This is a genomic window from Vampirovibrio chlorellavorus, from assembly GCF_003149375.1.
Lineage (GTDB): Bacteria > Cyanobacteriota > Vampirovibrionia > Vampirovibrionales > Vampirovibrionaceae > Vampirovibrio > Vampirovibrio chlorellavorus_B.
Genome location: NZ_QFWH01000005.1, coordinates 181,448 through 203,048 on the forward strand (window position 1 = coordinate 181,448; position 21,601 = coordinate 203,048).

Sequence of the window (21,601 nt, forward strand, 5' to 3'; positions counted from 1 at the left end):
GGGAGTCAGGCCGGGCCGTGGGGGTATGGCCCAGGATCTGGTAGAGGAAGTGAGCATGTTTAAGTGTAAGCAATGTCAGGGTACGGAATTTCAGCTGGTACTTCAGGCAAACGTGCAAGGTCAGGTGACCGTTTCCGCCAATGCCTTTAACGAGGTAGTGGTCACCGTGGGCGAACGGGAGTTTATTGCCGATTTGATGTTTATGAATCAGTTTGCCGTGTGCAAGGAATGCGGCGGCATTAAATGCTGGGCCTATTTTTTCCGTGAGCCGGTCAGCGCTGTGTAACCCCGGGTCAGCCTACCGATTCGGCGGCGCTTACTGGAACAACTGATCGTATTGCTTGGCGGAAAAACCGGCCAAGACTTGCTTGTCCTTGGTCACCACCACGGGGCGCTTGATGAAGGTGTATTCCTCGTGCATGTACTGCAGCATCTCCTCATCGGAGAGTTCTTTCTCGTTCAAGCCCCAGGCCCGGTACTTCATGGCCCGCTTGGAGAACAGTTTATCCACCCCGCCCATCCGCTCGCAAAGGGTTTTCAGGGTTTCAATGGAAACCGGTTCTTCCTTCACGTTGATGTATTGCTTGACGGTGGCGCCCTTGTCCCTCAGGTACTGATCGGCTTTGACGCAGGTGCTGCAATAGGGAAGCCAGTAGACTTGTTCAATTTCCAGTTTGGCCATGGCGAAAATCCTTTTCACAAATCAAACACAGATAGGGGACAGAGGCATCGGAGAGAGATGTCGGAGAGAAAATCAGGCTGAATGCTCACCAAAGCCGATGAAAAAATGATCTCAGCGGACGATGGGGATACAATTCCTGCATTCTATAACAGAGGGAACCCCCTGCACAGCAGGCAACGTCAACGGGAAAAATTCGTTATTTTGCCATTGAGTGAGACAGCCCTCAAACCCCATTTACAAAACTGCGTGCAGATCGGGCAATCATCGGAAAGGCTAGGGGCAAGGCAGCCCCCAGCCCCTCATTTCAACTCGCTGGACTCATACAGTTGTAAACGGGTTTTGAGGGCCGTCTCACTCAATGGGATTTTTCACTGTGGTAATGAGAGTGGCTGTGTAAAAACTATGATCCTCGTATTCGGCGCAAGCCCTTCATTTTGCTATGATACAAACAGAGCATTATGGGCCCCGTTACGTAAGAAGATTCCAACGGCCTTTCCCGCATTTAAAAAGAGTTGGCCCGGGGCGTGGCCGGATGGCGATTTGCCCCGTGGTTCTTCTTCAGCCCTGCCAGTTATTTCAGTTAAAGAGAGTCAGGTTTTATGGCCACCAAACGGAATTACCCCTCCAATTACAACAATGCCGAAGATCCCGGCTTGGCTTTGGTGGAAAGCCTGTTACCGCCGCACAGCGTGGAAGCGGAGCAATCGGTGTTGGGGGGGATTCTCTTTTCCCCGGAGGCTTTCAACAAGATCATCGAGCTGATCCGTCCCGATGACTTTTATCGGGGGCCGCACAAGCACATTTTTGAGGCCATGACCGAGCTTTATAACAAAAGCGAGCCCATCGACATCATTACCGTCTCCGAGATGATGAGCGACAAAGGGGTGCTGGAAGCCGCCGGGGGCCGTCCGTACCTGATGGATTTGGCCATGTCCGTGGCCACGGCGGAAAACATCGTTTACTACGCCAAGATCATTCGCAACAAGGGCCTGTTGCGTTCCCTGATTTCAGCGGGTAACGAGATTGCCAGCCATTGCTATGAGACCAACGACGCAGAGCAGGCCATTGACATGGCCCAGCAGAGTATTTTCCAGTTGGCCCAGCACGGCATTCCCAACGATTTGACCCACATCAAGGATATTTTGCCGGAATCCTGGGAGCAGATTGAGGAGCGCTGCGCCAACAAGGGTAGTCTCATGGGCGTGTCCACCGGGTTTTACGATCTGGATAACTACACCTCCGGCTTGCAAAAGTCCGATTTGATCATTCTGGCCGCCCGTCCCTCCATGGGGAAAACCGCATTTTGTTTGAACATCGTCAGTCATGTGGCCCTGCGGGAGCAACGCCCGGTGCTGGTTTTCAGTCTGGAGATGGGCAAGGAGCAGTTGGTGCTGCGGATGCTGTGCGCCGAAGCGGAAATTGACGCCCAGAAAATTAAAACCGGTGAAATTAGCGAACACGAGTTTCCCAAGCTGACCCAAGCCATGGGCAAGCTGGGCGATGCCCCCATTTACATCGATGACACCCCCGGCATGACGGTCATGGAGATGCGGGCCAAGGCTCGCAAAGTGCAGATGGAATCCGGCGGGGATTTGGGCCTGATTGTGATTGACTACTTGCAGTTGATGCAAGGGCCGGGCGGCGGCGGTGGTACGGATGCCAACCGTACCCAGGAGATTTCGGCCATCTCCCGGGGGTTGAAGGGCTTGGCAAGGGAGTTAAAAGTGCCGGTGATGGCCTTGTCCCAGTTGTCCCGGGCCGTGGAAAGCCGTCAGGACAAAAAGCCCATGCTCAGCGACTTGCGGGAATCCGGCGCCATTGAGCAGGATGCCGATTTGGTGATGTTTATCTATCGGGATGAATATTACAACAAGGACAGCGAGCGCCCCGGTACCGCCGATATCATCATCGCCAAGCACCGGAACGGGGCCGTCGGGGAAATTTCCCTGCTGTTCCGCAACAGCATCACCCGATTTCTCAACCCCGCCGACCGCAAAGTCCACGTGTTTTAGCCTGACCGGACTATTCCTGGTCTTTCCCCGGGCTTGCCAAGCTCCTGCATTCAGGGGAGCCTGCCACGCCTTGCAATTGCTATGATTTCCCCTGTGCGGGGTTGCCCCCGTTGGATCGTGGTTTGGGAGCGTGTATGGCAATGGGTATCTGGCAAGCGCTGACTGAGAGGAATTCGGGAGGGCCTGTCATGCCTGAGGGTCACTGGAGACAAGCCCTGTGGAACCTGGTCGACTGGACGGACCAGCCACGAGGGCTGGGCCAGTGGCTGGCCAACGTCTGCGAGCGTCTGGGCCCTTCCGAATGGGGCGCGCAGTCCTGGCTGGCCGAATCCGGGGTGCCGCCCGCCTTTGTACTGTCCGCACCGCCCGGGCTCAGGCGTATTGTGGAAATTGGCTGTGGAACCGGCGCTTTTACACTGGCTATGGCCCTGCTGTTTCCGCAGGTGGAAATTGTGGGCATTGATGCCGATGCCCGAAAAATTGAAGCGGCCCGGGCCGCTGTGGGCTACTGCGATAATCTTCGTTTTGTGCAGGGCCAGGCTGCCGTGATGGATGAAATTCCCTGCGATCGCATGGTCTATAATCGCTGCCTGTCCGCTTCAGGCGATGTGACCAGATTTCGGAAGACGGTGTTCAAAACCAGCCGGTGGCTGGTGGATGAGGGGGACTTCTGGGTGAAGGAGTCCCTGCCGGGCATGCTGGCCCAACCCGCCTTGTGGCAAATGCTGGCCTCCTGTGCCGGAACCGGAAAGTCCATAGAAGCGCTGATTGCTCATATACTGACCTCTACGGGGCATGCTTTGGAGGCGACCTGTGTGGGGCAGGGACTGTTCGGGCTTCCCTGCGAGCTGTTTTCGCAAGCCTTTCCGCAGAACGCCCTGATGGCGGCGGAGGTCGAGGAGCCCGCTGCCACTGAGTCAGCCCCGGTTCGGGTTGTTTCCGTGTCCGAGCAGACCAACGATACCCTGGTGGGGCTTTTATTTGAAAAAACGGAACAGGATTGGCAAAAAATACTGGTGTAGCGGTGCTTTTGGCCCCAGATGCCGAGGCCCGGTTTCAGTGGGTACGGGTTTCGGATTCCTATAGTTTTGTAACCCTTGTCTTGACCTTCAACTCTATTTGGGGGAATTGCGCTATACTGATGTTTCAAAGGTAGAGAGCGTTTGTCTGTCCTCCACAGAGGGTGCCAGAGAGGGTGTTGAATGCAGCCTTGCGGTAAATGCGGCAATTACAATTCAGAAGACAGTATTTTTTGCGGGCATTGCGCCAATCGGCTCAATAACAATTGCCCCGATTGCGGCTTCAAAAATTTGATGCAGCAAAAATTTTGCGGGAGTTGCGGCAAGCAACTGCTGGCCGATGGGGCGCTGGGTGGGGCTCAGGTTTCGGAAGGCCTGCCGGGTGGGATTGCCGCTGACACTGTACGGACTGAGCCGCAAGGAGTTCAGTCAGGAACGCCAGCCTCGGTGGCCCCCAGCGTCTTGGAGACTTATGCGCTGCTTTCACTGGAAGTGGCCAATTGGCAGCAGGCTTTGGCGGAGTCCGCCAATCCCCAGGGGCTACAGGCCTATCAATCGGAAGTGATGACGGCCATTGCCGATCAGATCCACGCGGCGGGCGGGCAGATTAACGCCAGCAAGAACCGGGTGCTGTTTGCCTCCTTCCGGCGGGAAAGCTCACCGGAGACCTCCCTTAAAAAGGCCGTAGACGTCTCCAGACGCTTGTTGACCCAGACCTACCTGTCAGGGGCGGGCACCCTTCAGTTGAGAATCGGTCTGGATTTGGAGCTGGCCCAGGCCCGTAACCCGTTAACCTCTACCCTGGAACGTTCCATGGGAGAGCCCGGCTCATTAACCGTCAGTCAGCGAGTGTATGACCGGCTACAAGCCGTTTATTCCTTTGCCCCGGTTGGCCCGGTGACGGTTGGCAACCGCACTTTAACCTTTTATCGGTTGGCCCTGTCGGCACCCGATTTGGCAAAGGCCCAGCCTGCTTCGGATCAGGCCCCACCAGCCATGGCGGCCACGCCTGTGACCTTGTCACCGGGCACTGCCACCCCCACGGTGACCTCCCTGGATACGGGCAGGCCGCCTGAGGCCATACTGCCGCCGCCTTCGCCGGTTCCACTTTCTCCGCCTACTGCGTTGCCCGTGGGGGAAGGCCCGGTGGATCTGAGTGGACCCGCACCGGTTTCTGAACTCTCCCCGTCGGAGGCCCTTGAACCGCCGGTCAAGGGAGAATCGCTCCCCCTAAACAATTTTCCGGATTACAGTCCGCCGGCCCTCACCGTTTTAAAATCCCCACGGCCGGAAAACACCACTTACAATCAGCTGGTTGAGTCACTGAGCGCTGACTTTAACAGTTTCCTGTCCCAGAATCCCATGACCCTGAAGGGTAAAATCGTGGCCCTGTGCGCCGATGATGGGTTGGGAAAGTCCAGCATCATTCACATGGCCCGTGCCCAGTCCGATCCTGAGAATCAGCGGGGCATCTGGATGGGCGGGGGTAACTACCGCTGCTTCCATCCTCCCGGTCTGCCCTTGCTGTACTGGCTGGAATTGCTGCAAAACCTCCTGAGTCTGGTCTTTGAGGGGCACCCCTCCCCGGATGTTCGTCAGGCGTTGGACAAGTTTCTGGATTATGTCTACGAGGGCAGCCCCCCACCGGACGTGGTGGCTTTTTTGCAGGACTTTTTGCTGGTGCAGCCGCCCCAACCGCTGGGGGCGGAAACCCGGAATTTCATGGGGCGCATAGAATCCTTCTTTCTGGGCTTTTTCAGGATTATTACCACCAAACGTCCGCTCATTCTGGTGTTTGAGGATTTAAATTTCGCGGATCCGCCCAGTCTCGATTTGCTGGTAACACTGCTGGAGGCGGGTTTGCTTCAGCTGCCTGTCTATCTGGTGTTGACCCATCCTCGAGATTGTTACGCTCAGGGGCGTCTGGCGGAATGCTTCCAGAAATCGGCCTATCACGAATGGGTGGTGAGCCGTATGGATTCGCCCGCCATGGAGCGCTTTCTGGATGATGGGCCTCTGGGCGGCCAGTTGTCCCAACTGCCTTCCCAGTGGACGAGCCTGTTGACCCGTCAGGCCAAGGGGCTTCCCCTTTACCTGGAAGAGGCCCTGCGGTTGATGCACCTGAAAGAAGCCCTGATTGTGGACCCCGATACGGGCAAGTTTCTGGTGAACCCGGACTTTAACCCGGCGGATCTGATCTTGTCCGATCAGCTTGGGGAGGTGGTTGCCGAACGCCTGTCCTTCCTGAGTGAGCAGAGCTTGTACCTGCTGCAACTGGCCAGCATTCTGGGCGAAAAATTTGCGGTGAACCTGCTGTATACCCTGGCCCAAATGGACGAGGAGGCGTTTAACGAGGCCCTGACCCTGCTGTTCAACCACGGCTTCCTGATACCGGACGCGGCCAATAGCGGTCGTTTCCGTCATGGCATGTTGTGGTCCCTGGTTTATCAGGGCATTGAGGACGGGCTTCGGGAGCAAATGCACCAGCTGATCAGCGAAGCCCTGGAAGGGGACTTCAACCGGGGGCTTACTGTGCCAGCCTCCCTGCTGGCCCACCATTCCCAGCAGGGCGGGTTGCTGAACCGGGCCATTACCTACTGGAATCTGACCGGCATTTACTGTGGTCAGGTAGGATCGCTGACCGGTTTGAACACGGCTTTGTTTCACGCCCTGGATCTCATGTCCCAAACGGAGGAAACCAGAAGGGAGAACCGGGAACTGGCCCTGCGGATGCTGGAAAGCGCCGGTGTTCTCAATATGGATGAGGACGCCGACTTTGCGGTTCGGATGCTGACATGGGTGTGTGAGGCCCGGGAAGAGGAAGGCGAGCCCATCAAGCAGTTGGAGCCGCTGGGGTTTCTGGCATCGGCTTGTGAAAATGCCGGGGATTACACGCAGGCGCTGTCCACACTGGAAAAATCGATCTCGCTGATTGATGCTGCCGCTTATCCGCTGGAGGCGGCCTCTTTGCAGATGACCCGTATGGAATATCTCTACACGCTGGGACGGCTCCATCAGGCCCGCGAGATTATGGAGCAGATTCTGGAGCCGATGGTTCAAACCCACGGCGGTGGCCATCCGGATTTTATGGAAGCCTTTATGCAGGCCCGCTTGCTCAAGGCCCAGATTTTACTGGCTCAGTGTGATCCCTCGGCCTTGTCCGAGCTGGAAGCGTCCCGGCAGCTGGCGGCATTTTCTGGGCAGGAGGAGTTGGGCATTGCCCTGCGCCTGATCCTGGCGCAGGCGCATTTGCGCAATGGGCATTTTGAAAGCTGCAACCGGGAAGCGGACAGTTTGCTGAACGCCATTGAGCAAATGCCGGACTCCGATTGGTTTTTGGCTCAATGGGGACTGCTGGCCATTATGTATCACTGCGAGCAGGAGGACTGGACCAGTGCCTCCCAGTTGGTGCTGACGGTGATTTCCAAGGCCGAGGCGGCTCGGGACTACCTCACCTGGGTACTGTCACAGGCCTATGCCGGGTATATTACCGGGCGTATGGGTAAAATCCGGGAAGGTCGCCAGTTAATGGAGCAGGCCATCGGGCTCAGTTCGGAATATCGTTTTGCCTCCGCAGCCCTGTTGGGATGGCGCTTTCTGGCCGAGTTCGAATTGTCCCTGAACAATCTTGATGTGGCCTATGAAATCGCCATGAAGGCCCTGGAAGTGGCCCGAAAGCCTGATATTCAGAACCGGTTCGAGGTGATTCAGTTAAGCCTGCTGTGTGCCCGGGCGCTTCTGGCCAAGGGGCAACCCAAGGAAGCTGGCAAGGTGCTGGAGCCCTTGTGGCCGCAAGTGGTTCAGGCTCGCTGGCAACCGTTGATAGCGGCTTGCGCCTTTGAGATCGGTCAGCTTTACAAAGCGCTGGCCCAGGATATGCCTGCCGATTTGAGTCGCAAGTACCTGACCCGCAGTGTGGAATTTTTCCTGAAGGCCAAGGGAATCTGGCTGGATTTGCGGCATATCGCTCAGGTTAAAAAGGTGGATCAGGCCATTCCCCAGTTGTAAGGCCCGAGGCCAAGGCTGTTGTGTCTGGACAGGCCCCTTTGTGATACTTTAGAAGCAAAAGGACTGTCACTCGGCATAATCATTTTTCCTTTTGTTGCTCCTCCCCTTTTCACCAGGTGAATTCTTGTTTGATTCTTGTTTGACTTTTGGCCCGCTACAGATTGGATTCATTCGATACAGTCATGTCCCATCCCTCCAAACCGCTTGCACAACTGGTCGATCGCAATGACGAGCATTTGCGCCTGCTGGGACTTTATCATGGTGTCATTACCGGTGGCTTTCTGTTGCTGGTGCTGCTGATGTATGCCCTGCCCCTGCTGATCGGGCCCGGCTACTATCAGGTGATGGGCATCTTCAAGCCGCTAGCCCCCCAGCTTTTGCTAGCGGGCTTGCTGCTGGGCTTAATTCAGGTCAGTGTGATGGGTTTGAATGGCTGGTGCCTGTTCCGCCGCAAAAATCGGTTGAGCTGCATGGTGCTGAGTTGCGCGGAGTGCCTGTGCCTGCCGCCGTTGGGCTTTATCCTGGGCTTGTCCGCCGTTCTGGTGCTGCGCCGGGACGCCGTGGCCGTCCTGTTTCAGGATCGGTCGCCCTGAGCGCGTTGGTTGCATATCCCCTCTGAATAATGTTGACATTGCGTTGCTTGTGCTATAATTCGTTTTTCTCATCGTAAGTAGCCAGGTAGTCATTCTTTCTATAGTTAAGTGGGTTCTTTTTATCAGTTTTGGGATTCATTCAACGACGTTGGGGGCTCTTGAAGTTTTGTGAGGGAGGGTTTCATTGATATGAACGTATTAACACGTATAAGTGTGCCGTATCAGCAGTCCGCAGAGCAGCGCTCCAGGCAATCCAAAGGGGGAGAGGCTTCGCCCGGCGTTCTGAAGAGCGGGTTTATCCGCCCGCTGCGCTTGCGAAGCGAAAATCCACTGCAGAGGGCGCGAACATTCTCACAAAAGCAGGAATCCCGATCCAGCGGGCTGGAGATTTTCAATCAGGCTGGCTGGAACCAATCGGGCAAGAAGGGAGAGGTTCGTTCTTCTCAAAAGGCAAAGGCGGCTTCCGGTTTCACCATGAGTGGGCCTGCCTGCCGCACGGATGGCTCCATTGATGAGGAGCCGCATCCGTATTGCCGGTTAAATCATGGGGAGGCCCTGCGTCTGGCCAAAAGCGCCATTGAAGGCAAGCATTTCCCGGAGCGCCCCGAGCTGATGAGCAAGGTCAAAACACCCTGGGATATTTTGACGGCGGATCGGGCCATTGCCGAGGCGCTGGATGAAGCCAACCAGGGGAGCAGTCCGGAGCAGGTCAAGCAAAATCACATGCGGGCCCTGTTTCTGCGGGATAACGTGGGCCAGTGCGTGATCAATCAGGCCATGAAAACCTGGCATGGCAAACGGGTCATGGCCGCTTACGTGCTGAAGGTTTTACCGTCCGAAATGGTTCCCCGGATTCCGGCGGTTCGGGATCTGTCCGGAGACGGACAACTGAATCGGGAGACCGCGCGCAAGCTGGCCGACAGCGTGATTGCCGGAAAATCGCTGAAGGATCAGCATAAACTGGTGGAAGAGGTCATTGGCTTTAAGGATTTGGTGGTGCTGGAGGAAGAGGCCATTCAATCGCTGGCCAAGGCGGTGGCTAAGGCGCCTCATCCCAAGGCCCGGGCCCAGCATGCCATGAATTTTTTGTTTCTGCTGCACGAGGTGGGCACCCAGACGGCCAATCGCATTATGACCGAGCGTTCCGATCGGGTGGCTTACATGAAGCACATGGTCAAAAGCCTGTTTGTGCTGTAGGCTAGCTCCAGGAGTATTGGGCATTGTTGAGCCGTATTCAGGCCCTAAGAGGCCTGTACTGAAGGCCGCCTCGCCATTTTAAAGGCCGTGGGTTTTTTGAGGGGGTGACTGGCCGGGGCCAACGGCCAGTGTCACCACCACCGGCAAATGATCGGAACCCACGAAGGGGCCGGTATGCCGGTCGGTGACCACCAAACGCTCACTGACCAGCACGTGATCGATGGGAATTTGCATCAGCTGGGTGAGCCAGTTGGATTCGGCGCGAATGCCAATCAGGGGTAGCAGCATGGGCCAGCTGGGCTGAATCCCGAAGTCCAGCTGGCTGTCCCGCAGGCCGGTTTTTTCAATCAGGGTCTTAAACTCCACAGACCAGGGCGTGGTGTTGAGATCGCCCACCACCACCAGGTTTTTTCCCAGGCGGGGACGCTCTTTAATCCAGGTGCCAAAGCTCTCCTGCAGCCAGGTTAAGTGGGATGGCCGGATGGGCGAGGCCGGATGGGCCACCAATATTGTTACCGGTTGCCCGTTGAGCCAGATTTTGGCGATGATGTTGGCCTGATTGGCCACGGTTTGGCGTCCGGCGTAGACCAGTCGGGCATTGATCAGGGGGCGTTTGCTGTACAGGGCCATATTTCCCCGGCCCGACAGGCGGTAGGGGTACTGTTTCAGGGTCGATGACCGCTCCAGTTGCTGCAGCCAGCGTTCGGTGTATTCCACAAAGTCAATCATATCCGGCTGTTCGGTCTGGATGGTCTTTATGACCGCTTCGGTGTTGGAATTGACGTTGCCAAACACGTTGATGTGCATCAGTTTCAGGGGGCGGCCTGAGGTTTGGGATAAATCCGGCCTGGGTTGCCGCAGGTAGTAGGGCAGCACAGCGGACAGGTTGATGCCTAGAAAGGTTCCCAGCACAATCAGGCTGACCCACTGATCGATCTTGCGGGGGCCGTCCGGCTTGCTTTTTTGCCAGTAACTGACACTGGCGAAGAGAAAAGCCAGCGCTTGCACGCACAGGTACTGCACCCGGAAGTGGGTGGTCAGGCTCCACACCCAGCCTTTGTCACCCATCAGGGCCATGGCCGTCAGAAGGCAAGAGAGAAAGACAAGCCCGTTCAGGACAAAGCCCAGCAATCCCTTGGCCAGATTCAGAGGCCAAAAAATACTAAACACGGTTTTTGCGCCCTCTCCGTCTGATTTGACTTTGGGTGAATGCCTGCCTGAGGAATGTCATGCCGTGGTTGCCCTGGTATGGCTGAATGGCTGACCCTTCTATTATATCGAATTCCGCCGGGAAGAGAGACGGTCAATTGCCAACGGGCGGGGGCAGGGTAACGGATTTGAGCCCAGCCATTTTCAATTGGGCCCGGTTCAGGCTATTATAGTGATTGATTTTTGTGAGATTGAGGCCCTATAGCTCAACGGTTAGAGCAGCGAACTCATAATTCGTTGGTTGCAGGTTCGAATCCTGCTGGGGCCACCAATTGATCCGCCGGTTGGGTGGTTCGAGCAATAAAAGTACCGGGATCGGGTGAAAAGCAGGCTGTTCAGGCCGAACAATTCGCTGGGGTTTTTTGGGGATTATCATCAAATCCGTATCGTGGGGTAAGATAGGATTGAGAGACGGACAAGACGGAGTGGCAGCGGTATGGCGGTGAAAACAAGTATCCCTCTGGTGAATTTGCAGCGTCAGGCACAGACTTACCGAGACGCCTTTCAGGCCAGTTTTACCGATTTGCTGGACAGGGCCGATTTCATCGGCGGGGCCGCCGTGACGCAGTTTGAGCAGGCCTTTGCCCAGTATTGCGGGGCGCAGCATTGCGTGGGGGTGGGCAACGGAACGGATGCCCTGTACCTCATTTTCAGGGCGTTGGGCCTACAGCCGGGCGATGAAGTGATTACCTGCACCATGAGCTTTATTGCCACCGCCGAGATTTTCGCCCCGCTGGGCGTTAAGGTGGTCTTTGCCGATATCGATCCCTTGACCTACACGCTGGATGTCGCGCAAGTGGCCCGGTTGATTACGGACAAAACCAAAGCGCTGTTACCGGTGCATTTGTACGGTCAGCCTGCCGATTTGGCCGCCCTGCAGCAGTTGGCCCATCAGCACGGCCTGTTTCTGATTGAAGACGCCGCTCAGGCTCACGGGGCGGAATTCGCCGGGCAACGCATCGGTTCCTGGGGGCAAGCGGCCGCGTTCAGTTTTTATCCCGGTAAAAATCTGGGGGCCTTCGGGGATGGGGGCGGCATCACCACCAATGACGCCGACTTGGCCCACAAAATCCGTATGCTGGCTAACCATGGCCGCTTGAGCAAGTATGAGCATGCCGTGGAAGGGGTCAACAGTCGGCTGGATACCGTGCAGGCCTCTGTTCTGCTCACCAAGCTGGGGCATTTGGATGCATGGAACGCCCGTCGCAATGAGATAGCCGCGTTTTACAACGCTGCCTTGAGCGATTTACCCGACTTGACATTACCCCGGGTGGGTGCGAATCGCACGCATGTTTATCATTTATACGTGGTGCAAACCGCCCAGCGGGACGCCTTGCTGCAATTCTTAAACGCCCGGGGCATTCAGGCGGCCATTCATTATCCCATTCCGTTGCACCTGCAACCGGCCTTTGCCCATCTGGGCTATCAGGCTGGGGCCTTTCCTAACGCGGAAACCCTGAGTCAGCAGTGTTTATCCCTGCCCATTTGCCCGGAACTGCGCATGGCCGAGGCCGAGGCAGTGGTTCAGGCGGTCAAGGCGTTTTTTGAAAGTCGCCCATAAGTGGCGTTTTTGGGAATGTTTTCCCGCTTCTTGAGCGGGCTCCTTTATTCCGGGGGTGGGGCCTGATACTATATAAACCGTTGGCGACACGTTGTGATGAGGGCAAAACATGCGCATTGGCGTTCCCAAAGAGGTTAAACCCAACGAACATCGGGTGGCCATGACCCCCGCCGGGGTGGAAGCCCTGATCAAGCAGGGACACACGGTGCTTCTGGAAAGTACCGCCGGGGTGGGCAGCGGCTTTAACGATTTCGATTATGAGCAGGTGGGCGCCCAGATAGTCTCCACGCCGTCCGAGGTGTATGCCAACGCCGAGATGATCGTGAAAGTGAAAGAACCGCTGGCTCCGGAATATGATCTGCTGCGGGAAAATCAGTTGCTGTTTACCTTTTTGCATCTGGCCGCCGAACCGGCCCTGACCCGGGCCCTCATTCGCAACCGGGTCAAGGCCATCGCCTATGAGACCATCCAGTTGCCGGATCGCTCCCTGCCCCTGCTCACCCCCATGAGCGAGGTGGCGGGCAAGATGTCCGTGCAAATCGGGGCCATGCTGCTGGAAAAGCATTATGGGGGCAAGGGCATGTTACTGGGCGGGGTGCCGGGCACCCATCCGGCCCGGGTTATGATTCTGGGCGGGGGGACGGTGGGCACCAGCGCCGCTAAAATCGCCCTGGGCTTTGGGGCCGATGTGACCCTGCTGGATGTGAATCTGGATCGCTTGCGGCATCTGGATGATATTTTTCAGGGGCGTCTGAAAACCCTGATGTCCAATAGTTTTAACATTCGGGAAGAGGCTCGGCAGGCCGACTTGCTGATTGGGGCGGTACTCATTCCCGGGGCCAAGGCCCCCAAGCTGGTGACGGAAGCCATGGTGCAGGAAATGCAGCCGGGCTCGGTCATTGTGGACGTGGCCATTGATCAGGGCGGCTCCATCGAGACCATCGATCGGGTCACCACCCACGCCGATCCGGCTTATGTGAAACACGGGGTGATTCATTATTCGGTGGCCAATATGCCGGGCGCCGTGGCCCGGACTTCCACCTTTGCCCTTACGAATGCCACCTTGCCCTACGTGCTGGCCCTGGCCAATCAGGGCTTCGATAGGGCGGTGCGCAAGAATGCCGCCTTGGCCAAAGGGGTCAATGCCCTGAACGGGCATATCACCTACGCCTCGGTGGCGGAAGCCCACGGCTTGCCTTTTACACCGCTGGAGGCCCTGTTACCGGCCTGATAGACCAAGGCGACAAAAAGGGGGCGTCACTCTGAGATTGCACTCTGGGGACGCCCCCTGAAAGTATATGAAGGAATGAGCCTAAGCGTTGGCCGCGTGAGGCAGTTGCTCCTTGCGCAGGGATATTTCCGGGCAGCGCAGGAAGCTTCTCAGTCGTGGCAATTGGCTTTTTTCCACGAAAGTGATAGCCCGTCCCGATTGTCCGGCCCGTCCGGTACGCCCGACCCGGTGGATGTAAAAGGCCTGATCCAGCGGTAAATCGTAGTTGAACACCGCGTCGATGTTCCGCACGTCAATGCCCCGGGCGGCCACATCGGTGGCAATCAGGAAGCGAACCGCTCCTTTGCGGAAGCGCTGCATGACTTTATCCCGCTTGCGTTGGGGCATGCCACCGTGCAGTCCTTCAGCCGGGTAACCCTGACTTTGCAGGCAATCCACCAGTTCTTCCACCTGCATTTTGGTGTTGCAGAAGATGAGACCCAGTTGGAACTGGTGTTGCTCCAGCAAAAAGACCAGGGCTTCCGCTTTCTTGCGACGATGCACTTCGTAGTAGGAAGCATCGATGAGGGCTGCGGTCTTGGCCTGGTGGGCCGCTTTAATGTGAATGGGGTTGCGCTGGTAGCGATCTTTCAGTTCCAGAATGGCCCGGGGCAAGGTGGCTGAGAAAAAGACTGTTTGACGCTCTTTAGGAGTGTAGGCCAGAATTTTTTCAATATCATCCACAAAGCCCATGTTCAGCATTTCATCGGCTTCATCCAGAACCACGGTTTGCAAAGCCTGAATGCGCAAGGTTCTGCGGCCTAGGTGATCAATGACCCGGCCCGGGGTGCCCACCACGATTTGAGGCCGCTTTTGCAGGGCCCGCAATTGCTTGGGCATGGGGTCGCCGCCGTACAAGGTGGCCACAGAAATCTGTTTGTGGTGCTTGAGCAGTTTTTTGAACTCTTCGGAGACCTGAACGGCCAGCTCGCGGGTGGGACATAGAATGAGCGCCTGCACGTTTTTGGAGAGCGGATCGATGCGCTCCACAATGGGGATGCCAAAGGCGCAGGTTTTGCCGGTACCGGTTTGGGCTTGCCCGATCAGATCGTTGCCTTCCAGCAGGGGCGGAATGGCTTGCCCCTGAATGTCGGAAGCGTTTTCAAAGCCCATATCGGCAATGGCTTTTTGAAGGGACTCGCTCAACGGCAAGTCCTGAAATTGGATAGCTGTCATGTGGTTACCTTTAATTGGTGATTGGTACTGATTTTTTCGATGAACAGAGTAAAAATCAGACTTTCATCACACGTTGCAGGTGTTAACCACGGTTAGTAACGACTATCGGATTTTTCCACTCGGTTTTTCGGAGGATGGATAAACAGGGATATGGGGATGGTTTTCCTGAATGGAACAAACCACCCCCATATCGAGAATTGCCTAAATTTTAGTAAGAGCCGGTATTTTGGTAGCAATCACGGCAATACACAGGCTTGCTGCCGTTCGGTTGGAACGGAACCTGGGTGTTTACGCCGCAGCTGGCGCAAACCGCGTCGTACATCTGGCGCTGGGGACGATCGTAACCGCCGCCACCGTAGCCACCACGGCTGCCACCGCCATAGCTGCTACCACCACCGTAACCGCCGCCACGGCTTTGCTTTGCGGCATCCCGGCAGGGTTTGCATTTTTTGGGGGGCTGAAACCCTTTGGATTGATAAAATTCTTGCTCTTCGGCGGTAAAGGGAAAACCAGTGCCACAGTTGACGCAAATGAGTTCGGTTACGGTCACGATGTTAGGAACCTCAAAAATTACTTGATATATACAACCAGATTTCCAGATGAGGCCCGTTGCCATAGTGAAAAACAAACCTGAACCAAAAAATCCAATTTCAGTTAGTATTACCCGGTTAATGCTCAAAAAGCAAGCGAAATCGAAAACGGCAGCGCTTGTTTTTCAATTTTCGACTCCATCGAAAAGACTTAACCCGATGCTGTGAGGCTGGTGCTTTGGGTCTGGGGATATTTGGGGTACCCTATTATCAAGTTCGATCCCCCTACCCTTTAACTGGAGAGTGCTAATTATGAGCGAAATCAAACCCGCCCCGGCTGTCATTCGAGTTGCCCACAGCCCGGACTCCGACGATGCCTTTATGTTTTGGGCGCTGGCGCACCACAAGATTGATGCCGAAGGACTGACCTTCGAGCATATCCTGACCGACATTGAAACCCTGAACCGGGAAGCCCTGAAGGGCACCTACGAGCTGACCGCCATCTCCTATCACGCCTATGCCCATTTGCATGACAAGTACGCCTTGCTCAACGTCGGCTCCAGCGTGGGGGATAAGTACGGCCCGGTGCTGATTGCCAAAAAGCCCCTGACCCGGGATGAATTGACGCAGATTACGGTGGCCGTCCCCGGTGAAATGACCACCGCTTACCTGGCCCTGAAAATCTGGATGCCGGAACTGAAAACCGCCGTGGTGCCCTTTGATCAGATCATGGAACGGGTGGAAAGCGGTGAGTTTGCCGCCGGTTTGATCATTCACGAAGGCCAGCTGACCTATCAGCAACAGGGCTTTGTTAAAATTGTAGATTTGGGCGAATGGTGGTTTGAAGAGTGCAACCTGACCCTGCCCCTCGGGGGGAACGCCATCCGTCGGGATTTGGGCCCGGAGATGATCCAGAAAATTGGCCGGGTGCTGAAGCGCAGCATCGAGCATGGCCTGAAGCACCGGGAAGAGGCGCTGGAATACGCCCTGCAATTCGCCCGGGGTCTGGATAAAAAGACCGCGGACGCCTTTGTGGGCATGTACGTGAACGAGATGACCCTGGATGCCGATGTGGAAATCCGCAAGGCCGTGAAGCTGCTGCTCTGGCGGGGACAGGCCATTGGGGTGATTCAGGACAAAATCGAGCCGGAATTCATTGACGTGCTGCCGGAACTGGCTGGTTCCGTCTAGGACATTCGCCTCAAAGTCGAAAACGCCCGGCCCATTGACCGGGCGTTTTCTTTGGTCGGGTGGTGATCTCTGGTGCTTTTGAACGGGGTGCCAGATCCAGACTTGAGTTTTGTGTTTTTTGGTGTATGTTTGTTTCCAGTATATTAAAGTGAATTTCGAAGTGGGTTTTTAACCGGTCGCAACCAGCGCCAGGTATTTTTGCTTTTCATTCTCTGAAAAGCCGATGTTTGCAGCAAGTTTGCCATTCGCGTATCTGTTTTAGACTGTCATATTGATTCAAGTGAGTTCAAGATAAGGGAAGGGGAGCGTTAATGATTGGAGTTTCGAGTGCCGTTTTGGGCAAGCAGCCTCAGGGCATCGCCCTGAAAAAAAGTAATCCTGAACCGGGGCGTTTGGCAAAGTCCGCGCCGTTATGGCCGTTTTTGCAGCGGGATGAGGTTCATTTCGCAGGGCGTCGCAAGCGCACCCCGGAACCCAGCGAGAGTGATTCAGGGGATAGTTATGACGCCGAGGAAAGCGCAAGCCCCTCGACTTCCTCGTCTCGGGAATACTCGTTCAGCTCGGGGTCCTTGAGTGATGAAAAGAGCAATCAAGACCTTTTGGGGCACCGTTATAACCTGCGAAAACGAAATAAAGTGGACACGTCAGTGACCCAAAAGCCTGCCCCGCCCGCGGATTCTGCGGCGACGACGGTGCCCCCGTCCCGACGCCTGCCGGACGCGCCACCCGTGGCGGATGACGCGAACTTGCGCTTGCTGGTGCGAACCACGGTGAATAAAGCGTTTGCCGACTTTTTAAAAACGCCCATGGCCTTTAACCCAAATGGCCCTGAATCGAGCGATTCCGACAGTGAGGACGCAGGAGGCTCCGGGAAGATTCAGGTTGTGTCCTACAAACAAAGTCCCTTTGGCCCCGGGGCAGAGCGGCTGGGTTTCAAGCGAATCGCTGGCATGGAGGGTTTGAAGGCGGATTTGAATCGTCTGCTGGTGGATCAGATCCAGCATCCTCAAATTTACAAGGATTACGGGCTGGAGCATTCCGCCTCCGGGGTGCTGTTGTATGGGCCGCCGGGCAATGGTAAAACCTTTTTCGCCAAGGCCGTGGCGGAGGAGGCCGGGGCCAATTTTCTGGAGATTCACCCCTCCAGCATCGCCTCCCCTTATATTCACGAGACCTCCAAGTTTATTGGGGAGGCCTTTGATGCCGCCGCCAAAATGGCCAAAAAAACCAAACGTCCCACCGTTTTACTGATTGACGAGGTGGATGCCATGGCCCCGCAGCGACAGGGGGAATCGGTCAACCTGCATCACAACGAGGAGGTGGCCGAATTTCTGAACCAGTTGAATGAATGCGCCCGTAAAAACGTGTTTGTGGTGGCCACCACCAACCTGCCGGATATGCTGGACCCGGCCCTGGTGCGTTCCGGGCGTATGAACGCCAAAATTTACGTGGGAGCGCCCGATGAAGCCAGTCGCCAGCAGGTCTTGGGGATGTATCTCCAGAAACGGGCCGCCCATGTGCTGGATGAACAGATCGATGTGGCCGGGCTGGCCCGAAAAACGCAGGGCTATTCCATCGCCGATTTGAGGGAGCTGGTCAATCAGGGGGCCCGGCTGGCTTTGCAGAGTCGGGCTAAAATTTCCGACGCCCACCTGAAGCAGGCCCTCAAAACGGTCAAGCCTTCTGTGAGTGAGGACATGGCAGACCTTTACAAGCAGATGATCGCCAAGTTCGAGACCCAGCCCCGTGGCACGGATGAGGCTTGGCGAAGCCTGTACACTTAAGCGAGGGGCCGAAAGAATTCAGGTTCCCCTGCGGTATTTCCTCACAGCCGTTTTCAGGCAATCCCCATTCAGATTGCCCGGGAAGGGCTGTGGGTTTGGGTGAAAAAGCGTTCGTGCAAAAGCACCAGCAGTTGCCGGGCGATGTCTGATTTTTTGCTGCGGGATAAAATTTGTGGCGGGCCATCGGCAAACAGGACCGTCACCTCATTGTGATCGGCCTCAAAGCCGATATCGCTGCGACTGATATCATTGGCCACAATGGCATCCAGGTTTTTGGCCTGCAGCTTTTGGGTGGCGTGATGAATGAGGGCCTGCGACTCGGCGGCAAAGCCCACCAGAATTTGCCCGCCCGGTTTCTTGGCGCCCAGACCGGCTAAAATATCGGGGTTGGGACTCAAGGCCAGCTGTCGGGGCTCATTGGTCGTGCGCTTCAGTTTTTGCGGGGAAGGGTTGTCCACCCGGTAATCGGAAATGGCCGCGCTCATCAGAATCAACTGGCTCTGCGGGGCTTGGGCTTCCACAGCCGCTTGCATCTCGGCGGCGGTTTGCACGGTAATAACCGGATAGCGCCTGCCACTGGGCGGGCGGGTGGTGATCAGGGTGACTTCCGCCCCCATGGCCGCCAGTTCATCGGCGATAGCCAGCCCCATTTTGCCAGAGCTGCGATTGGAAATGACCCGCACCGGATCAATGGGCTCAGAAGTGCCTCCGGCGGTTACCAGGGCTTTGATACCCCGGTAGCACCCTCGCTGAGGGTGCAGGGCGGCGTACAAGGCTTGTAAAATGGTTTCCTGATCGGCCAGATGGCCTTCCCCCACTTCTCCGCAGGCCAGACTGCCCGAGCCGGGCTGAATGATATGGTAATGGGGAACGGCCTGCAGGGTTTCCAGATTCTTGCGGCTGAGGGGGTGATCCCACATGCGGGTGTTCATGGCCGGGGCCATCAGGACGGGTTTGCCGGTAAAGGTAATGGCGGTGGTGGTCACCAGATTGTCGGCCAGACCGTGGGCCAGTTTGGCCAGGGTATCGGTGGTGGCCGGGACAATCAGCAGGGCATCGGCCTGTTGGGCCAGCACAATGTGAATGGGCACCCCGTGATCATCCACGGACAATTCGGAGGTGTACACCGGGTAACGCGTCAGGGCCTGCACGGTCAGGACGGGCAGAAAGGCTTCCGCCGTGGGGGTCAGGATGCCCAGCACCCGGTGAGCGCCCCGGCGGTATAGTTCCCGAATGAGATCGCAGGCTTTGTAGGCGGCAATGCCCCCGGTGATGGCTACGACGATGGTTTGTCCAGAAAAATCCATGGGGTTCGTCAATCTCTTGCTTGATGCCTTATTTTAGCGCACCCCGGCCAGCCTGGTTCGACTTTTCTTTGGTGGCCTTCGCGTTGTCGAGGGCTCTGGGTTCGGCAAAAGTTCCGGTGGGCGGGGCGGCTTGCCCGAGTCCGTGTCCTGAAAACACCAAGCTGGCCGTTCTGTAAGCAAATGTAACAGCCAGAACCCCGTGTGTTAGAAACACTTACCCGTCATGGTGCGATTTTCTCACTGGAGAAAATTTAGGGCGGCTGTCAATTAGTCGGCTGTCAAAATGCCCCTGATTGGAAAGGGCTGTCAATGGCGATTCGGCTGAAATCGAAAAGCGACGGTTTTAGTGTGATTTGAACACTCTATGTAAATAATTGTAAACACGTGGGGTCAAATTATACGAAAACAGTTGCGCCCGAAATTTGAAGCGATATTCTACTTGAACATTCAAACACGGCAGCGCTTTCAGCCTAATAGCAAAGCAAAACCAGTTGTTTGAGCGTTAGATCTAACTCTTAAATCTTTCACTTTCCCCCTCACTCCCAACCTAAAAATTGGATCGACCTTCTAACTTGTTAGAAGGTCTTTTTTTTTGCTCGTCCAAGCGTTGTCGCCCTGACTTTTCAGCCTTCAAACGCTTTCTGGTCTGCTGGACTTTTGAGGAGTGTAACGAAATATTACAACATGACGGTTGAGCTAGAGATTTTCTTGCCTGCGATTTTTGAAGCGGTATATTGCTATCAAAAGTTAGTAACACACTAACATCCCTACAAAAACACTCACTTTCCCCCTCACTCCCAACCAAAAAAATGGATCGACCTCTCTGTAAAAAGAGGTCTTTTTTTTTCTTCTGTTTTCTTGTCAGTTCTTCCACCCCGATGCTCCCGGATTGTGAAGCCTTTGGCCAGAAGTTCCTTTGAATTGAGGACGGCGACATTCCACCGCCATGCCACAATGAGGCTATGCGTATTCCGATGATGAAGCGTTTCTGGCGCTGGAGCGTGTGTGGGCTAATGGCTATCCTTGTCCTGGCTTTGAGCTGGGTGGAGGCCGCCAAAAAACCGGGGGTGCCCATTCAGGTTACCCCCTCGCCTGCCGTGGCCCCGGAGACGCTTCCTGTTTATGGCGTACCGGCCAGCAACGCCCTGCTGTCCGTGGATAGTCCGTCCAATATCCCCGATTATGTTCGTTACGAGCCTTACAACACCTTTCCCCGAGAACTGGATCTGTGGAATCTGGAGGGGCGTCGCCTGATCCAGAGCCCGCCGGTGGTGACCCCGGACAAAAGCGCCTTCGTTTACACCGAGGTCATGTTTACCCCCGATGATCGCCAGACCTTTTCCAAATTGTACTGGGTGCCGGTCACTCCGCTTCCACAACGCCCGCTGGAGCGACTGCCCAGTGAGGCGGCGCAGGAAAAGCCCGCGCCTCCGGTGGCCTTTGAGACCTATGCGGCCCGCTTTGACCCCCGCAAGACCACCCGCATTCGGAAAGCTATTGCCGATGTGGGTTTTCAACGGGTCAACCGCTTCGATTTCAGAACCCTGACCGTGGTGGATTGGTCCTATACGGGCAACCGCTTGCTGTTTAAGGAGCGCAGCGGTACGTTGCACCTGGGGGTGCGCACCTCCAATATCCTGATTTACGATCAGGCCAGGGGGACGGTGACCATTTACCCGGAAGTACAGCGGATCATCCAGCACTACTGGGCTCAGCACGGGAACTTGCCGCATCTGGAAAAACTGAGCTGGGATATCCAGCCCTTGGGGTGGGAGCCCAACAGCGATGAAGGGGTGCTGCTGAAGGCCTGGGCCTACGATTTGAAGGAAAAAAGGTTTTTGGGCGTGTGGCGCTACGATGTGTCCAGTGAGCGCACCCAGTTGCTTTCCCTGACGGATATGGCCCCCGCCGTGGCTGCCAATGGCTGGTTGCCCGCCCCGGTGCCAGCGCCGCCCCAAGCGGAGCAAAAGAAATCCTTGAAGGAACGCATCCGCCATCCTTTCAGTTATGATAACTCTGCTTCATCCCCCCCGAACGCCCTAACCCCGAAGCGTTAGCACTG

The 21,601-nt window shown here is 56.1% G+C and carries 16 protein-coding genes and 1 tRNA gene; 12 read left to right on the plus strand and 5 right to left on the minus strand.

Translation table 11 applies throughout. From position 1 onward, the window contains the following. The first annotated feature begins 55 nt into the window (after positions 1 to 55). The gene (locus DF283_RS08330) at positions 56 to 286 is read left to right on the plus strand and encodes a hypothetical protein (protein ID WP_303674303.1); all 231 of its coding nucleotides are present in this window, start codon (positions 56 to 58) and stop codon (positions 284 to 286) included. Positions 287 to 316: 30 nt separating this feature from the next. On the opposite strand, the gene DF283_RS08335 is transcribed toward DF283_RS08330, so the two are convergent. Continuing rightward, positions 317 to 682 (minus strand): arsenate reductase family protein, encoded by a 366-nt coding sequence (locus DF283_RS08335; protein ID WP_303674304.1) that lies wholly within the window; start codon positions 680 to 682, stop codon positions 317 to 319. Positions 683 to 1,281: 599 nt separating this feature from the next. Here DF283_RS08335 and dnaB point away from each other — a divergent pair. From dnaB to DF283_RS08360, 5 genes are all read left to right on the plus strand, one after another. Next, positions 1,282 to 2,694, plus strand: coding sequence for a replicative DNA helicase (gene dnaB / locus DF283_RS08340; RefSeq protein ID WP_303674305.1), 1,413 nt, complete (start codon positions 1,282 to 1,284; stop codon positions 2,692 to 2,694). Between the two features lie 188 nt (positions 2,695 to 2,882). Then, positions 2,883 to 3,716 carry a class I SAM-dependent methyltransferase gene (locus tag DF283_RS08345; RefSeq protein WP_303674306.1) on the plus strand — a complete coding sequence of 278 codons (834 nt, stop codon included), beginning with the start codon at positions 2,883 to 2,885 and terminating at the stop codon, positions 3,714 to 3,716. A gap of 180 nt (positions 3,717 to 3,896) precedes the next feature. Further along, positions 3,897 to 7,721, plus strand: coding sequence for a double zinc ribbon domain-containing protein (locus DF283_RS08350; RefSeq protein ID WP_333782280.1), 3,825 nt, complete (start codon positions 3,897 to 3,899; stop codon positions 7,719 to 7,721). Between the two features lie 182 nt (positions 7,722 to 7,903). Continuing rightward, positions 7,904 to 8,314: a hypothetical protein gene (locus DF283_RS08355; protein WP_303674308.1), complete on the plus strand. Its 411-nt coding sequence runs from the start codon at positions 7,904 to 7,906 to the stop codon at positions 8,312 to 8,314. 189 nt (positions 8,315 to 8,503) lie between these two features. After that, positions 8,504 to 9,511 (plus strand): hypothetical protein, encoded by a 1,008-nt coding sequence (locus DF283_RS08360; protein WP_303674309.1) that lies wholly within the window; start codon positions 8,504 to 8,506, stop codon positions 9,509 to 9,511. 78 nt (positions 9,512 to 9,589) lie between these two features. On the opposite strand, the gene DF283_RS08365 is transcribed toward DF283_RS08360, so the two are convergent. Further along, positions 9,590 to 10,681, minus strand: a complete 1,092-nt coding sequence (locus tag DF283_RS08365) for an endonuclease/exonuclease/phosphatase family protein (RefSeq protein ID WP_303674310.1) — start codon at positions 10,679 to 10,681, stop codon at positions 9,590 to 9,592. A 234-nt stretch (positions 10,682 to 10,915) separates the two neighbouring features. Between DF283_RS08365 and DF283_RS08370 the strand changes: the two genes are divergently transcribed. The 3 genes from DF283_RS08370 to ald all read left to right on the plus strand — a co-directional run bounded on the left by DF283_RS08370 (position 10,916) and on the right by ald (position 13,512). Continuing rightward, a tRNA-Ile gene (locus DF283_RS08370) sits at positions 10,916 to 10,991 on the plus strand. Between the two features lie 165 nt (positions 10,992 to 11,156). Further along, the gene (locus DF283_RS08375) at positions 11,157 to 12,281 is read left to right on the plus strand and encodes a DegT/DnrJ/EryC1/StrS family aminotransferase (RefSeq protein ID WP_303674311.1); all 1,125 of its coding nucleotides are present in this window, start codon (positions 11,157 to 11,159) and stop codon (positions 12,279 to 12,281) included. A gap of 109 nt (positions 12,282 to 12,390) precedes the next feature. Further along, entirely contained in the window at positions 12,391 to 13,512 is a 1,122-nt protein-coding gene (ald, locus tag DF283_RS08380; protein ID WP_303674312.1) for an alanine dehydrogenase, read from the plus strand. Between the two features lie 81 nt (positions 13,513 to 13,593). On the opposite strand, the gene DF283_RS08385 is transcribed toward ald, so the two are convergent. Together DF283_RS08385 and DF283_RS08390 are read right to left on the minus strand one after the other, a co-directional pair. Next, positions 13,594 to 14,727 carry a DEAD/DEAH box helicase gene (locus tag DF283_RS08385; RefSeq protein ID WP_303674313.1) on the minus strand — a complete coding sequence of 378 codons (1,134 nt, stop codon included), beginning with the start codon at positions 14,725 to 14,727 and terminating at the stop codon, positions 13,594 to 13,596. A 208-nt stretch (positions 14,728 to 14,935) separates the two neighbouring features. Beyond that, a complete protein-coding gene (locus DF283_RS08390; RefSeq protein WP_303674314.1) occupies positions 14,936 to 15,277 on the minus strand; it encodes a CxxC-x17-CxxC domain-containing protein in 342 nt (113 codons plus the stop codon). A gap of 292 nt (positions 15,278 to 15,569) precedes the next feature. Here DF283_RS08390 and DF283_RS08395 point away from each other — a divergent pair, with 292 nt between their 5' ends. Both DF283_RS08395 and DF283_RS08400 read left to right on the plus strand, forming a co-directional pair. Next, on the plus strand, positions 15,570 to 16,448 hold the full coding sequence (locus tag DF283_RS08395) for a menaquinone biosynthesis family protein (RefSeq protein ID WP_303674315.1): 879 nt from the start codon (positions 15,570 to 15,572) through the stop codon (positions 16,446 to 16,448). A gap of 311 nt (positions 16,449 to 16,759) precedes the next feature. Continuing rightward, the gene (locus DF283_RS08400; protein WP_303674316.1) at positions 16,760 to 18,232 is read left to right on the plus strand and encodes an ATP-binding protein; all 1,473 of its coding nucleotides are present in this window, start codon (positions 16,760 to 16,762) and stop codon (positions 18,230 to 18,232) included. Between the two features lie 68 nt (positions 18,233 to 18,300). Here DF283_RS08400 and coaBC read toward each other — a convergent pair whose 3' ends face one another. Further along, positions 18,301 to 19,539 (minus strand): bifunctional phosphopantothenoylcysteine decarboxylase/phosphopantothenate--cysteine ligase CoaBC, encoded by a 1,239-nt coding sequence (gene coaBC, locus DF283_RS08405; protein ID WP_303674317.1) that lies wholly within the window; start codon positions 19,537 to 19,539, stop codon positions 18,301 to 18,303. A gap of 1,013 nt (positions 19,540 to 20,552) precedes the next feature. Here coaBC and DF283_RS08410 point away from each other — a divergent pair. Beyond that, positions 20,553 to 21,596: a hypothetical protein gene (locus DF283_RS08410; RefSeq protein WP_303674318.1), complete on the plus strand. Its 1,044-nt coding sequence runs from the start codon at positions 20,553 to 20,555 to the stop codon at positions 21,594 to 21,596. The last annotated feature ends 5 nt before the right edge of the window (positions 21,597 to 21,601 follow it).